The organism is Neobacillus solisequens, assembly GCF_051233465.1.
GTDB lineage: Bacteria > Bacillota > Bacilli > Bacillales > Cytobacillaceae > Neobacillus.
On sequence record NZ_JBKFGJ010000009.1, the window covers coordinates 72,879 to 88,177 of the forward strand.

Below are 15,299 nucleotides of genomic sequence, written 5' to 3' on the forward strand. Positions count from 1 at the left end.
GACGGATGTTTTGATTTAAGGAAAGGTGGTCTTTGCTTGGAATGGGAAATTCAGAAGCCGTATTTTTCAGCCGGGTCTTAACAGAACTTACCTTATCTTTTCATATTATTTATGCAACCATTGGGGTCGGCATCCCGTTAATGATCATGATTGCTCAATGGGTGGGCATCAAGAAACAGGATGAACACTATATTCTGTTGGCTAGACGCTGGACACGCGGCTTTGTCATTTCGGTTGCGGTTGGTGTTGTAACGGGAACCGCCATAGGTCTGCAGCTATCTTTACTGTGGCCGAATTTTATGGAGCTTGCGGGTAATGTGATCGCCTTGCCGCTCTTTATGGAGACCTTTGCATTCTTTTTTGAAGCGATTTTTTTAGGTATTTACATTTATACTTGGGATCGGTTTGAAAATCAGAAGAAACACCTGCTCCTGTTGATACCGGTGGCACTGGGAGCGTCATTTTCAGCCATTTTTATTACCATCGTCAATGCGTTTATGAATGCACCGCAGGGGTTTGATCTATTCAAAGGTCAACTCGTCAATGTCAGCCCTATTGTTGCGATGTTTAATCCGGCGATGCCGACGAAGGTCGCTCACGTATTGGCAACGGCCTATATGACATCTGCTTTCATACTAGCCTCTATTGGGGCGTTCCGCTTATTAAAGGGTTCGAATCATATTTACCATAAAAAGGCTTTGCTGCTAACGATGAAGCTTGGTTTTGTTTTTTCGATTGCCACAGCCGTTATCGGAGATTTTTCCGGAAAGTATTTGGCAGAATATCAACCGGAAAAATTAGCAGCAGCCGAGTGGCACTTTGAAACAGAAGAAGGAGCGCCGCTTATTTTGTATGGTGTGCTTGACAATGGCGACGTTAAATATGCGTTGAAAATTCCGTTTGGGCTCAGTTTCCTGGCTCATAGTAATCCGACCGCAGAGGTAATCGGGTTAGACCGTTTTGTCGAGGATGAGACACCGCCGCTCTACATCCATTATTTGTTTGATGTTATGGTGACGCTTGGTATGTGGCTGACGGTTGTTTCCTTCTTATATATAATGGGTGCGAGATGGAAATTGCGGTTTATTTTTTCAACTTGGTTCCGGTGGTTAATGGTTCTCGGAGGACCGCTTGCGGTTATCGCGATTGAGGCAGGTTGGTGGCTGACGGAGGTGGGCCGGCAACCGTGGATTTTAAGAAGGATCATGCGGACGAGTGAGGCTGCTACCTCTAGTGGACATGTGGATTTAATGCTTATGCTGTTCTCGATTTTGTATCTAATACTTGGAATTGGCAGTGTGCTGGTGCTGTGGCGCATGTTCCGGAAAAATCCGGTAGAACAGGAATTGGCGGATCGTGATGCGGATAAGGCAGGTGACTTGAGATGAACTTTGAGATAACGGGAATCACCGTATTGGGGGTATTCCTGTTTGGCTATATCATCGTGGCCTCGCTTGATTTTGGCGCCGGCTTTTTCAATGCTTTCAGTACCATTACCGGGAAACAGCATATTTTAACGAGGGTTATTCAACGTTATTTATCGCCAGTATGGGAAGTTACCAACGTCTTCTTGGTGTTTTTCTTTGTAGGGATGGTGGGATTTTTTCCAAAAACCGCTTATTATTATGGGTCGACCCTGCTTGTCCCTGCGAGCATCGCTACGATTCTCCTGGCCATTCGAGGCGCTTATTATGCCTTTACCACTTATGGAGGATTGAAGCAGAGACGCTATACAATCCTTTATGGACTGACAGGGGTATTCATTCCTGCCTCCTTATCGATTGTGCTGGTGATCTCTGAGGGGGGCTTCGTTATAATGGGGAAGGGCGGTCCATCCCTTGATTATTGGGCGTTGTTCACCAGCCCTCTATCATGGAGTATCGTTTTGTTAAGTTTAACCTCAGTTTTATATATTTCCGCGGTGTTTTTAACTTGGTATGCCCAAAAGGCGAAGGATTGGGGGGCAGCCGGATTATTGCGAAAATACGCATTAGGATGGGCTGGGCCTGCAATTGTAACCGCGACAGGGATTATTGTAGAGATGAGGTCACATAATCCAGAGCATTATGAACGTCTGGTTGATTTATGGTGGCTGTTTGGTTTGTCTGTCCTATTTTTCGCTGGTACAGTATTTTTACTTTGGAAGCGAATCGCCTACGGTTTTGCCTTTGTTTGTTTAATGGGGCAATTTATCTGTGCCTTTTTGGCATACGGAATTTCTCATTATCCTTATTTAATGTATCCTTATCTGACCATCTATGACAGTTTCACGAATGAAGCAATGGCCACCGCGCTGGTGATCGCCTTCATTGCCGGACTGGGATTACTGGTGCCATCCCTTTATTTGTTGCTTAAGCTGTTTTTGTTTAACAAGGATTATGTTCAAGGTAAACGGGATGATCATGTTTGAAAAGGAGGATTTCAGGTGAGTGATTTTCTGATGTTTTATGCACCTTTCATCGTGATTTTTGCCTCTATTGTTGTGGCGTTTTGGTTGGCCCCGATGGATAGGGGCGTTGAGAAATAGTGGGAGGGGACCTTGTTTTTTGGGGTCTTCTCTTTTTTTATTGGCTTGCTGGTAAAAGAAGGTGGCTGGATTCGGTGAGTTTTGGAAGGAATTCCGCCGGTTTATCTGAAAATCCCACCAGTTTACGCCGGAATCCCGCCGGTTTTTCGGAAAATCCCGCCAGTTTACGCCGGAATTCCCCCGGTTTATCTGAAAATCCCACCAGTTTACGCCGGAATCCCGCCGGTTTTTCGGAAAATCCCGCCAGTTTACGCCGGAGTCCAGCCAGTTTTTCGGAAAATCCCGCCAGTTTATGCCGGAATTCCGCCGGTTATTCGGAAAATCCCGCCGGTTTCAGCGATAATTCCTACGATCGTACCAACCTCGTACTATAAATCAAAAAATATTGAGCGCCGATCCTAAACTAACGTAAAATAAAGAAAATACAAACAATGGAGGAACAAAGTGTGCCGCAAAACAAGTTAAGAATCTGGATTGAAATCCTGCTGGTCTCAACCAAACTGGGATTGACATCATTTGGTGGACCTATCGCTCATTTAGGTTATTATCATGCGGAGTACGTTCAGCGACGGAAATGGCTTGATGAAAAAAGCTACGCTGATCTTGTAGCCCTGTGCCAGTTCCTCCCCGGTCCAGCAAGCAGCCAGGTTAGTATTGGAATTGGAATCATGCGTGGCGGCGTGTTGGGTGGGATCATGGCATTCATTGGATTTACCGCTCCTTCGATGATGGTCATGATTCTTTTTGCTATTTTATTAAAGGGCTTTGGTCTGGCCGACTCCGGCTGGATTCATGGCTTGAAAATAGTAGCCGTAGCCGTAGTGGCTCAGGCTATCTTCGGTATGTCACAGAAATTGACCCCTAATTTGCCTACAAAAATGATAGCTTTATTAGCATTGATCGTTACGTTAATGTGGGATACGGCCTATTCTCAGGTCGGGATTATCCTGTTGTCGGCAGCAGTGGGATGGCTAATTTTTAAAAAGCACAAAGAAGACCTCGGCACAGTTGCAATTGGCTTTCCGATTTCCTATCGGTCTGGGGTCATTTGTTTAGGGTTATTTTTTCTGTTGCTTTTTGTATTGCCATTAGGGAGCGGCTTATTACAAACTGAATGGTTGAATATGTTTGATCGTTTTTATCGTTCTGGTTCGTTGGTATTCGGTGGTGGTCATGTCGTTTTGCCATTGCTTGAACGGGAGTTCGTTCCGACGGGCCTGATTTCGAAAGAGGACTTTCTCGCTGGATATGGTGCTGCCCAAGCATTGCCAGGACCGTTGTTTACCTTTGCAGCATATATTGGAGCCATCATATATGGTTGGAAGGGCGGCCTCCTCGCCACGGCTGCGATTTTCTTGCCGGCCTTGCTGCTTGTTTATGGAACATTGCCTTTCTGGTATAAACTGCGTTCTAATCCAAAAATCAAAGGGGCTCTAATTGGTGTGAATGCGGCAGTTGTAGGTATTTTGTTAGCTGCTTTTTATCATCCAATTTGGACCAGTACCATCTTGTCCCCCCGAGATTTTGCTTTTGCAGCAGTATTATTCAGCTTGCTGGTATATTGGAAGCTGCCACCATGGATTATTGTAATCGCCGGAGCTTTGGGCGGGGCAGTATTGAATGTATTTTAAAAATAAGGGTCGGATCTGTGAATGATGACAATCGAAAAAAGTGTCTGGCCCCCATTTTCCCTCAGATCAATCCTTCAAATTTTCCTCGAAAAATCACAATCATTTCTCTTTAAATTAGTTGACATTCAAACGAGTATTTGAATATGATATATTCAAATGAACATTTGAATGAAAGAAGGTCACGGTATGAAAGAGCATGATGTCTGTGAAGTTACCTGTGTGGACAGCGAAAAAACAGCTCACGTTCAAGAGCAACTGGAAAAGAGCCGGGAAATAGCCGGAGTTGCTAAGCTGTTTAAAGCCTTGTCCGATGAAACACGTATGAAAATTGCTTATGCACTTACAGTTGAAGATGAGCTCTGCGTCTGTGATGTTGCTAATATTGTGGGAGCTACAACAGCAACGGCGTCCCATCACCTTAGGCATTTAAAAAGCCTGGGTCTCGCCAAGTACAGAAAAGAGGGCAAGTTAGTCTATTATTCCCTTGATGACGATCACGTAAAACAGATTATCCATATCGCTTTTGCTCATCAAAAAGAGGTGATTGGCCGTGAGTAATCCCATCGAAAAACAGGTTTACCGAGTCCAAGGTTTTTCCTGAACTAGCTGTGCCGCAAAGTTCGAAAAGAACGTCCAACACCTGGATGGTGTGGTTGATGCAAAAGTAAATTTTGGGGCAGCGAAACTGACTGTCTATGGTAACACCAGTCTCGAAGAACTCCATAAAGCTGGTGCATTTGAGAAGCTTACTATTTTTCCAGAAAAAGAAAAACCGTCAGCAGCGCCGAAGGAACCAATATGGAAACGATATTCACTGCTTGTTCTATCCTTATTGTTTCTATTAGCGGGCTATATTTTTTCCGAAAATCTACTTTTCGCGATAGCGATTTTAGTAGGCGGATTCCCGCTTTTTAAAACAGGCTTGAACAATTTAATAAAATTTGAGTTTGATATGAAAACGCTGATGACGATTGCGATTATCGGGGCGGCCATCATTGGTGAATGGAGTGAGGGAGCCGTAGTCGTGATTCTGTTTGCGATCAGCGAAGTGCTTGAGGGCTATTCGATGGATAAAGCGCGGGCTTCAATTCGGTCGCTCATGGAAATGGCGCCAACTGAAGCGCTCGTCGTTCGCAATGGCCGAGAAATGCTATTGAAAGCTGAAGACATAGAAATCGGCGATCTGATGCTGGTAAAACCGGGACAAATGATTGCCATGGACGGCATGATTGTCGAGGGGGCATCTTCCATTAATCAAGCTGCCATCACAGGTGAATCGGTGCCTGTTGAAAAAGCTGTCAACGATGAGGTCTTTGCTGGAACTTTAAATGAAGAAGGCTTTTTAAAAATAAAAGTTACCAAGCTTAGCGAGGATACGACAATTTCCAAAATCATTCACCTTGTGGAGGAAGCACAGGCGGAAAAGGCACCGTCCCAGCAATTTATTGATATATTCGCGAAATACTACACTCCGGTTATTATCGTGGTTGCACTATTAATTGCCATTGTGCCGCCGTTATTGTTCGGAGGGGAATGGCAGAAGCGGATTTATGAAGGGTTAGCTGTATTAGTTGTTGGTTGCCCATGCGCCTTGGTTATCTCCACTCCAGTTGCATTGGTTACCGCGATTGGCAATGCCGCTAGAAACGGACTTCTGATCAAAGGCGGAAATTTTCTAGAAGAAGTTGGTGCCATTAAGGCGATCGCTTTTGATAAAACCGGCACACTGACCAAGGGTGTGCCAACTGTTACAGAGTTCATCAATTACAGCAGGGATGAGGAGCTTTTTGAAAAAATTGCCGCATTGGAATGCAAGTCCCAGCACCCGCTGGCATCAGCAATTGTAAAAAAGGCGGGTAATATAACCTATCAAGTGGAGAATTTCACTTCCCTTACCGGAAAAGGTATTAAAGGGACAATCGGTGGCAGGGAGTATCTAGTCGGAAATACCAAGTTATTTCATGGCATTCCCGCTGAAATTCAAACACAAATCACCGACCTGCAAAATCAAGGGAAAACCGTCATGATTGCTGGAACAGATTCGGAAATCATGGGGTTGGTTGCTGTTGCGGACGAGGTCCGAGCGAGCAGTGAATCAGTCATTAGGAGGCTCTATCAGCTTGGGGTCAAGCAAACGGTGTTGCTGACTGGCGATAATCAGGCCACTGCAGCCTTCATCGGTCGCCAAACCGGTGTAACAAGCATAAAAGCTGAGCTGCTTCCGCAAGAAAAATTGGAAGCTATTAAAAAACTAGCCACAGAATATGGCAGAGTAGCCATGGTGGGCGATGGTGTTAATGACGCGCCAGCCCTAGCCGCGGCAACGGTCGGAATTGCCATGGGCGGGGCCGGAACCGATGCCGCTTTGGAAACGGCAGACATCGCCCTGATGAACGACGACCTGGATAAACTGCCATATTTAATAAAATTAAGTCGGAAAACACTCAAGATTATCAAACAAAACATTACTTTGTCGCTAGTGGTTAAACTGTTAGCATTGCTTCTTGTCATACCGGGCTGGCTCACCTTATGGATTGCCATCTTTGCTGATATGGGTATGACTCTGATCGTTACTTTAAACGGCTTGCGACTGCTAAGAGTGAAAAATGATTGATCTGATTCAGTGTTTACTTGCGGCATCACTAGGCTTACTTGCGAAAATAACCCTTATACTTGCGGAAGCTACCGTTCTACTTGCAAAAAACACCTATTTATTTGCGAAACAAAAATGATCTTAGAATATGGGGGTGTATCCAATGAATAACCATTGGAACCGCTGGATCTACCGGCTTTGGTCGCCCATCTATGATACATTTTTCAACAAAGGCCCGTTCCTCAGGGCACGGCGAGAAGTGTTTAGAGAGATCCCATTCAAAAAAGGCGACAAGATCTTATTTGTCGGGGTCGGTACCGGGGCCGACCTTGAACAGATTCCAGTTAAACTGTTAAATATAACAGCTATTGATTATTCTGCAGACATGCTGCAGCAGGCAAAAAACAAATTTCCAGCCGGAGAAATTGATTTTCAGCAAATGGACGCCCAAGCCCTTAAATTCCCGGACGGGAGCTTCGATTATGTCGTTGCTAGCTTAGTGCTATCGGTGGTGCCTGGCACCAATAAGGCGTTTTCGGAAATGAGCCGGGTGTGTCAATCTGGTGGGCAGATTCTGATTTTTGATAAGTTTGCGGCAAAGCCCTCATGGTTAAATGCGCTTTTCAGGCCGATTATTAAAGTGTTGGGTACGGATATAGGGCTTTCTTTTGATAAGATTTTCGCGGGCAGTGAAGGTTTATGCATTTTGGAGGATCGCCCCGTTCTGTTTGGCGGAATGTATCGAAAAATAAGGATTGGAAAAAGCTAGAAGTATAATAAAAGAGAAAAGGAGTCTTAATGAAAAGGCTTTAGGGGGGATAAACATGGGTCACCATCATCACCATCATGGACATTCACACGGCCACTCACATGGCCATTCACATACAAGCAATAAGAAAGCATTATTAAGTTCTTTCATCCTAATAGCTGCTTTTATGATTGTTGAAGTGGTTGGCGGATTAATCACAAATAGTTTGGCACTGCTTTCTGACGCTGGACATATGCTAAGTGACGCCGCAGCTTTAGGATTGAGCTTTTTTGCGATTAGACTCGGAGAAAAGCAGGTTTCACAAGAAAAAACCTACGGCTATAAGCGGTTTGAAATTATTGCAGCCGCTCTTAATGGGCTGACCTTGATTATAATTTCCATTTATATTTTTTATGAAGCTATCGGTCGCTTTTTCAACCCTCCGGAGATTCAAAGTAAAGGTATGCTTTGGATCTCCGTGACCGGCTTGGTCGTGAATATCATAGCTGCTTGGATTTTAATGCAAGGAGATAAGGAAGAAAACCTAAATGTTCGCAGTGCCTTCCTACATGTACTTGGTGATATGCTTGGTTCTGTCGGGGCCATCGTTGCCGCGCTGTTGATCATGTTTTTTGGCTGGGGGATTGCCGATCCGATTGCCAGTGTGATTGTCGCTGTCTTAATCCTGATTAGCGGATATCGAGTCGCGAAAGACTCATTCCATATTCTGATGGAGGGTGCGCCGACAACTATTGATATGAGCCAGGTAAAAACGGCATTAGGAAAAGTTCCTTTTGTAAAGGAAGTCCATGATTTGCATATTTGGACGATTACGTCAGGCTACCCGGTCCTCAGTTGCCATATCACCATTTATGATGAAGGCATCCATGACGAGGTCCTAGCCCAATCTCAAAAAATTCTGCATGATGACTTTGATATCGAACATAGCACAATCCAAGTGGAAAAAGCGGCTAACGGTTGTCCTAGTCCGCATGGGACATGTAATTAATCTAATTCAAAAACATAAAGCAGCCTAGTTCCAAAAATAAATGGAACCAGGCTGCTTTTTTGTGCTGTTAATAATGTACTTCAATCCGGGCATGCATTTTTTATTTTTTCGGCGAATTTTGCGCTTTTGTTAAAAAGCTGTCTTTGTACTGTCTGGGTGTCATCCCAACGTATTTTTTGAATAATAACGTGTAATAGCTTTGATTGCAATATCCAAGCATTTGGGCAATCTCGCTTAGCTGTGATTTTGTATGAAGGAGAAGATATTTGGAATCCTCAATTTTCTTGCGGTTGATGAATTCGGGAATAATCATCCCTACTGATTCTTTAAAGATTTTAGAAAGGTAGCCCGGATGGACTCCGGTAAATTCAGCTATTTTTTCAAGGGATAATTTATTGTTCGAAATTTCTCGATAAATATAAGTAATGGCTTTATTAACCAATGGATTATATTCCAATTTTTCAGTCGCTTTTAATGTTTCAATAAAGCAAGTTACCATTTCATACTCTAGGTCTGTTAAATCACGAATGGTTTCCTTCTTTTCAATTTGCCGAATCATCACATCGCTTAAGTTAAAAGCGTCCTCTGGCATTACACCTCCATGGATGGCGGCACGGGTAAATAAGGTGCAGGAGCAAATAAGAGAATTTTTTAAAGAGCGGATGGGGTCAGAAGCCAGTGTCGCTCGATCCAAACTATTAATCTGGTCCAATACTTCCTTTGCTCCGTTTTGGTCACAACGGATTATTGAGTCCATTAATTGCTGTTCCAAAGCAAAAGAGGGGTGATAGTAGAGATTGAGATTATTATTTGCACGGTTTTCGAAAAAGAGCTTAATATTCCGATTATTGATCTGCATCCATTTTCACCTTAAAAAATTGTTATAAATGTCATATTTTTAATATAATTGTAGTTTTTGACTCGTTAAAATTCAAGTATAAACCAAAAAGGGGGCTCAAAAATAAATGTCAAAAAGAAAATGGATTACAAGAATGTTAGCGTTTTCATTTGCCGCGAGCATTGCACTTACAGGGTGCAGCAGCAATACCAGCGGTGATAAGTCAAAGCCTGCTGATGACAAAAAATCCAGTTCCAGTCCCATTGTTTTAAAATTTGCGGCTCAGGCAGACAACACACCTGCTACCAAGAAATTAATTAAGGCGTTCAATCAAAAGCAGGACAAGTACAAAGTGGAATGGACGCAAATGACAAACGACTCCGCACAAATGCATGACCAGCTTCTGAATTCATTATCAAGCGGTTCTTCCGATTATGATGTTATTTCAATGGACGTTGTTTGGGCAGGAGAATTTGCCGGTGCCGGATATTTGGATCCAATTGATGTACAAATGAACAAAGAAGGTCTCAAAAAGACGGATTTTAACTCAGGATCGATGACATCCGGAAATTATAAAGGCAAACAATACACTCTTCCATTCTTCCCGGATCTTGGATTGCTTTATTTCCGTAAGGACATTGTCAGTCAAGAAGATGCCGCCAAACTGGAAAGTGGCAACTATACTTACGATGACTTATATAACATGGCGAAAACCTATACTGGCAAAAACAATACCAAATACGGCTTTGTCTATCAATCTAAGCAATATGAAGGGTTGACCGTAAACGTTACCGAGTTCTCCAAATCGTACCAGGATGTTAAAGGCGGACTAGAAACGATGTATAAATTCACACAAGCACCTTTCGAACCGAAGGATCTCCTTAACTTCATGGAAGGAGAAACTCATACCAACTTTGAACAAGGCAATGCAGTATTTGCCCGCAACTGGCCGTATGCTTTTGGGCGGATTAAAGGAAAAGAGGACGGTGTAACTGTAACCGTTGACCAAGTTGGTATTGCTCCGCTTCCTAATGGTGGGTCAGTAGGTGGCTGGCTGCTTGGAATGAATAAAAATTCGAAACACCTTGACGGTGCATGGGAATTCGTCAAATTTACTGCAGGTGAAGAAGGGCAAAAAATCATGTCTACAGAAGGCGGATATTTGCCTGGCTTTAACTCACTGCTCAACGATGAAGACGTTAAAAATGCCAATGTCATGTTAAGCTATCCAGGCTTCCAAAAAGCATTATCTGCAACGATTGCAAGACCGGTTTCACCTGAATACTCAAAGACTTCAGACACCATTCAAGTTTCCGCACATAAATATTTAAGCTCCGGAACAGGTCTTGATGAAGCGGTTAAGGCAATTGAAGACGCTGCTAAAGGACAATAAACGATCCAATCTAACTTGAATAATAGGGGAGGCTGACTTATGGAAGGCCTCCCTTTTCTATCAGAATATGTAACTGTAAAGAGGTGAAACAATGCGGAAAATGGGTTTCAAGGAATGGCTGTTTATCGTTCCCACACTATTGCTCATTGGAATTTTCTCTGTTTGGCCGGTTTTGCAGTCATTCACCTATACCTTTTTTGATTATCGCCTGAACGACCAGCAAAAGTCCGGATTGTACCTTAGTGAAAGATTTAATGCTTCCCTATTCAATGAAACACAAATGTATATTTCGATGTTCCTGGAAGAAGACCTGCCGAACATTAAGGATGCACAGGATCAAGACCGGGTTGCCGACATAACGAAAGAACTGTCCACTGCCGTCCATAAATATAAAAACCAAAAGGGTGTCATCAAGATTAGTAAGCAGGAAAGGACGAAGATTGAACGATTGCACAAACATGCAAAGTCCTTAATAACCTCCCTTAATCAGAAGTATACGCTGATCCACAAGGATGATCTGCCTCCGTTGGTAGACGACTTGCAAAATAGTATCATTCCATCCAATTTCATAGGCTTAAAAGGCTATAAACACGTTTTAAGCGATGAGCGGATTGGCATTGCATTAAGGAATACCGCCCTATTTACGATTGTATCCGTGTTTATTGAACTCGTTCTTGGACTTGGTCTTGCACTCATATTGAATAAAACCATTTTTGGCCAAGGTCTGATTCGGACTACCTCCTTAATTCCCTGGGCCATCCCGACCGCCGTTGCGGCATTGATGTGGAGCTATCTTTTTAATGGAAGCAGTGGGATAATCGCTCATTTTTTTGAAATGATTGGTCTCGTAGATAAATCCCAAGATTTGCTCTTGAGCGGAACGGGTGCGATGATTTCGACTATTTTGGCCGATGTATGGAAAACAACGCCTTACATGGCATTATTACTTTTAGCTGGATTGCAGAATATTTCAAAGGATTTATATGAAGCATCATCGATCGATGGGGCCACCAAAATTCAAGCATTTTTTAAAGTGACCCTGCCTTTGTTGAAACCATCCATCCTTGTCGCCTTGTTATTCCGGACTTTGGATGCCTTCCGGGTATTTGACCTTATTTATGTATTAACAGGGGGAGGTCCCGGCGGCGAAACCGAAACCATGTCCATTTATGCCTACAAGGTTATGTTCGGGCAGACCAATTTCGGCTATGGTTCCGTTACTGTGATGCTTATGTTTGTTTGTGTCGCAATTATTGCTATCATTTTTGTAAAATTTCTGGGTGCTAACCTAATGGAGAGAAATTAAGGAGGGGGCTCATATGCAGGCATCGAAAAGAAAGCTATGGATTACCTTTGGGATCATTGTAGTCCTGTATTTGTTTGCGATGGTATTCCCATTTTTCTGGGTCTTTATCACCTCCTTTAAAACATCAGGTGAAATATTTGGAACAGGGGCATTCCGTGTCGTCCCCGAACATCCGACCATCCAAAACTATATAACGATTTTATTTGAAAAGAACATTTTAAACTCGATTAAAAATAGCCTGATTGTGGCGACAACCACCACCGTTTATATCATAGTGGTCGCTACCTTTTCAGCCTATGCCATATCCCGGTTCCAATTTAAAGGGAAAAACATTCTACTGGGCTTGATCCTTGCAGTATCGATGTTCCCGCAAATGATTATTACCGGTCCTGTTTATAATTTATTTTTACATTTCAAACTCTTGAATTCATATGCAGTTGTGCTACCGTATTCGACCATTACGCTGCCTATGGCGGTTTGGATTTTAGTCACCCATTTCAATCAAATTCCGGCAGCTCTTGAAGAATCCGCGAAAATGGACGGGGCGACCACTTTCCAAACCTTATATAAAATCATCTTTCCACTGGCAGCACCCGGTGTTTTTACGACTGCCATCATTACATTTATCGCCTCCTGGAATGAATTTCTTTTGACCATCACCTTAAATCCAAACGCCGAGTATCACACAGTACCGGTGGCCATTTCATTTTTACGGACGCAATTTGAGATCCTTTGGGGCCAAGTGTCTGCGGCAACAGCAATCGTCACCGTCCCAACACTGATTATTGTCCTTTTCTTTCAGCGGCAAATTGTTTCCGGGCTTACCAGCGGCGGTGTAAAAGAGTAATCTTACAAAAGCATAGAGGTGTACAGCATGTCTTGGAAAATTAGTTCTTTCAGTACGGAAGAATCTCAAATATTAGTAGATGAAAGTTTATTTTTTATAGGAAATGGATATCTTGGGGTCCGCGGAAATTTTGAAGAAGGTCTTCTGCCTGGTCAAAAAACCATTCGTGGCAGCTATATCAATGCCTTTCATGATTCTGTTCCCATTTCATATGGTGAGAAGCTCTATGCCTTTCCGGAAAGTCAGCAAAAGCTTTTAAATATCATCGACGCCCAAACAATTGCCATTTACTTCGGAGAAGATAGGTTCAGCCTTAATGAAGGTGAAGTCCATTCGTTTGAACGCCATCTCCATCTTGATCAAGGTTTTTCAGAAAGAATCATCGAATGGTGCTCTCCTTCGGGAAAAAGAATAAACCTTATCTTTAAAAGAATTGTTTCATTTTGTGAAAAAGAGGTCTTTATCCAAAGAATTGAAATAGAATCAGCTGATTACAGGGGCCAGGTGCGAGTTGTTTCAACAATTAATGGCGATGTTCAGAACTATGTGGACAAGAGTGATCCGCGTGTTGCTTCGGGCCATGCAAAGCTCCTGAACGTTACCCGAGTAGAGCAATCAGATTCTATCTCCTTTGTCGAGTGTGAAACAACCAATACTCACTTAAAAACAGCTTGTGCGGCCGTTTATAGTGTGACTTCCCCTTATTTAAGAAAGGATTTTGCTAAAGCTTCCTCTATCGAAACGGAATTCATTTTTGAATTCACAGGGAAAGCGGAGTTTGAGAAAAAAGCGATTTTTACAGATACTTTGAGGCACGGGGAAGATCTACGTGCTGCTTCATTTGCACTGCAAACAAAACTGCACGAAAAAAGCTTTGATCATTTTTTACAGGGGCAAACGGTTTATTTAGAAGAGTTTTGGAATTACGCAGACATTGTAATAACGGGAGATTCCACCATTCAGGAGGGAATTCGCTTTAATTTATTTCACCTGTTGCAATCGATTGGCCGGGACCGTTTTTCTAACATTGCGGCTAAAGGATTGTCCGGAGAAGGGTACGAGGGCCATTACTTTTGGGATACGGAAATCTACATATTTCCCGTCTTTTTAATGACCCATCCAGAAATGGCGAAAAGTCTGCTTTTATACCGATATTCCATCTTGGATCAGGCGAGAGATCATGCAAAAGAAATGGGACATCGGAAAGGAGCATTATATCCATGGCGAACGATTTCAGGCACTGAATGTTCTTCGTATTTTCCGTCTGGGTCGGCTCAGTACCATATTAGCGCAGACATTGCCTATAGCTTTATTCAATATTACCTTGTGACCAATGACTTGGCCTTTATGAGGGATTTCGGGGCGGAGGTGCTGTTTGAAACGGCAAGGCTGTGGCTGGAAACTGGTCATTTTTCCGAAGGCTCTTTTAAAATTGATGCCATAACCGGTCCCGATGAATATACGTGTATCGTCAACAATAACTATTACACCAATGCCATGGCCAAACATAATTTGCTTTGGGCGGCCAAGTTCTTCCGATTACTTGAAACACAGGTTCAGGAAGCTCTATCAGCTTTATCTCGGAAAATCGGGTTGAAAACTGAGGAAATGGATGCTTGGCAAAAAGCGGCCGATTCGATGTATTTGCCGTATGATGAAACCCTAATGATCAACCCTCAGGATGATACATTCTTGCAAAAGGCTGTTTGGGATTTAGCGGGCACACCAAAGGAAGATTTTCCGCTGCTTTTGCATTATCATCCACTGACCATTTACCGCTATCAGGTTTGTAAACAGGCGGATACGGTGCTGGCGCACTTTTTGTTGGAGGATGAGCAGAGTGTCGAAACGATTCGAAATTCATTTCATTACTACGAAAACATTACCACTCATGATTCGTCCCTATCAACCTGCATCTTTAGTATTATGGCGTCCAAACTCGGTAATGGAGAAAAGGCCTACCAGTATTTTAACGAAACGGCACGATTGGATTTGGAAGATACACATGGAAATACAAAGGACGGTCTGCATATGGCCAACATGGGCGGGACATGGCTGGCAATCGTTTTTGGCTTTGCCGGCCTAAGGATAAATGAAAGAGGATTGTCCTTGTCTCCGATCATCCCTGACAAATGGTCCGGATACCGTTTCTCTATTCGATATCAGGGACGCAAAATTCAGATTGAGAGATTAGCAGAGCAAACGATTATTCACCTATTGGAGGGTGATGGTTTATCTCTGACTGTATACAATCAGCCGTATTTGCTGGAAAAAGAAACCTCGATAATAATTTGACAACCAGGTTGCTCTAAAAGGTTGGTCCCCTTTCATTTTGGGACAGCCTTTTCTTTTTAGGAAAAGCGTAGCATGTGTGAAGACACGAAAATGTAAATGGGGAGGCTGGATT

The 15,299-nt window shown here is 43.1% G+C and carries 15 protein-coding genes; 14 read left to right on the forward strand and 1 reads right to left on the reverse strand.

What is annotated here, in order from left to right:
* Positions 1-41: 41 nt before the first annotated feature.
* From ACI3K6_RS09615 to ACI3K6_RS09660, 10 genes are all read left to right on the forward strand, one after another.
* Positions 42-1,388 (forward strand): cytochrome ubiquinol oxidase subunit I, encoded by a 1,347-nt coding sequence (locus ACI3K6_RS09615; RefSeq protein ID WP_435554646.1) that lies wholly within the window; start codon positions 42-44, stop codon positions 1,386-1,388.
* Positions 1,385-2,410, forward strand: a complete 1,026-nt coding sequence (locus tag ACI3K6_RS09620; protein ID WP_435554647.1) for a cytochrome d ubiquinol oxidase subunit II — start codon at positions 1,385-1,387, stop codon at positions 2,408-2,410. Before ACI3K6_RS09615 ends, ACI3K6_RS09620 begins: the two co-directional genes overlap by 4 nt.
* A 15-nt stretch (positions 2,411-2,425) precedes the next feature.
* Entirely contained in the window at positions 2,426-2,527 is a 102-nt protein-coding gene (cydS, locus tag ACI3K6_RS09625) for a cytochrome bd oxidase small subunit CydS family protein (RefSeq protein WP_435554648.1), read from the forward strand.
* An 81-nt stretch (positions 2,528-2,608) separates the two neighbouring features.
* Positions 2,609-2,929 (forward strand): ribosomal eL19 family protein, encoded by a 321-nt coding sequence (locus tag ACI3K6_RS09630; RefSeq protein WP_435554649.1) that lies wholly within the window; start codon positions 2,609-2,611, stop codon positions 2,927-2,929.
* 29 nt (positions 2,930-2,958) lie between these two features.
* Entirely contained in the window at positions 2,959-4,158 is a 1,200-nt protein-coding gene (gene chrA, locus ACI3K6_RS09635) for a chromate efflux transporter (RefSeq protein WP_435554650.1), read from the forward strand.
* Positions 4,159-4,344: 186 nt separating this feature from the next.
* Positions 4,345-4,716 (forward strand): ArsR/SmtB family transcription factor, encoded by a 372-nt coding sequence (locus ACI3K6_RS09640; protein ID WP_435554651.1) that lies wholly within the window; start codon positions 4,345-4,347, stop codon positions 4,714-4,716.
* Complete coding sequence (locus tag ACI3K6_RS09645) at positions 4,703-6,772, forward strand: heavy metal translocating P-type ATPase (protein WP_435554652.1); 2,070 nt, start codon at positions 4,703-4,705, stop codon at positions 6,770-6,772. The genes ACI3K6_RS09640 and ACI3K6_RS09645 overlap by 14 nt, the downstream gene beginning before the upstream one ends.
* A complete protein-coding gene (locus tag ACI3K6_RS09650) occupies positions 6,765-6,890 on the forward strand; it encodes a hypothetical protein (RefSeq protein WP_435554653.1) in 126 nt (41 codons plus the stop codon). The genes ACI3K6_RS09645 and ACI3K6_RS09650 overlap by 8 nt, the downstream gene beginning before the upstream one ends.
* 24 nt (positions 6,891-6,914) lie before the next feature.
* The gene (locus ACI3K6_RS09655; protein WP_335477225.1) at positions 6,915-7,520 is read left to right on the forward strand and encodes a class I SAM-dependent methyltransferase; all 606 of its coding nucleotides are present in this window, start codon (positions 6,915-6,917) and stop codon (positions 7,518-7,520) included.
* A gap of 55 nt (positions 7,521-7,575) precedes the next feature.
* Positions 7,576-8,508 (forward strand): cation diffusion facilitator family transporter, encoded by a 933-nt coding sequence (locus ACI3K6_RS09660; RefSeq protein WP_335477224.1) that lies wholly within the window; start codon positions 7,576-7,578, stop codon positions 8,506-8,508.
* A 100-nt stretch (positions 8,509-8,608) separates the two neighbouring features.
* Here the strand turns inward: ACI3K6_RS09660 and ACI3K6_RS09665 are convergent, their stop codons facing one another.
* The gene (locus ACI3K6_RS09665; RefSeq protein ID WP_435554654.1) at positions 8,609-9,367 is read right to left on the reverse strand and encodes a helix-turn-helix domain-containing protein; all 759 of its coding nucleotides are present in this window, start codon (positions 9,365-9,367) and stop codon (positions 8,609-8,611) included.
* A gap of 106 nt (positions 9,368-9,473) precedes the next feature.
* Here ACI3K6_RS09665 and ACI3K6_RS09670 point away from each other — a divergent pair, with 106 nt between their 5' ends.
* The 4 genes from ACI3K6_RS09670 (at position 9,474) to ACI3K6_RS09685 (ending at position 15,187) form a co-directional block, all read left to right on the forward strand.
* Positions 9,474-10,739 carry an extracellular solute-binding protein gene (locus ACI3K6_RS09670; RefSeq protein WP_435554655.1) on the forward strand — a complete coding sequence of 422 codons (1,266 nt, stop codon included), beginning with the start codon at positions 9,474-9,476 and terminating at the stop codon, positions 10,737-10,739.
* Between the two features lie 91 nt (positions 10,740-10,830).
* A complete protein-coding gene (locus ACI3K6_RS09675) occupies positions 10,831-12,045 on the forward strand; it encodes a carbohydrate ABC transporter permease (protein ID WP_435554656.1) in 1,215 nt (404 codons plus the stop codon).
* Positions 12,046-12,058: 13 nt separating this feature from the next.
* Positions 12,059-12,892 (forward strand): carbohydrate ABC transporter permease, encoded by an 834-nt coding sequence (locus ACI3K6_RS09680; protein ID WP_335477220.1) that lies wholly within the window; start codon positions 12,059-12,061, stop codon positions 12,890-12,892.
* 27 nt (positions 12,893-12,919) lie between these two features.
* Entirely contained in the window at positions 12,920-15,187 is a 2,268-nt protein-coding gene (locus ACI3K6_RS09685; protein WP_435554657.1) for a glycoside hydrolase family 65 protein, read from the forward strand.
* The last annotated feature ends 112 nt before the right edge of the window (positions 15,188-15,299 follow it).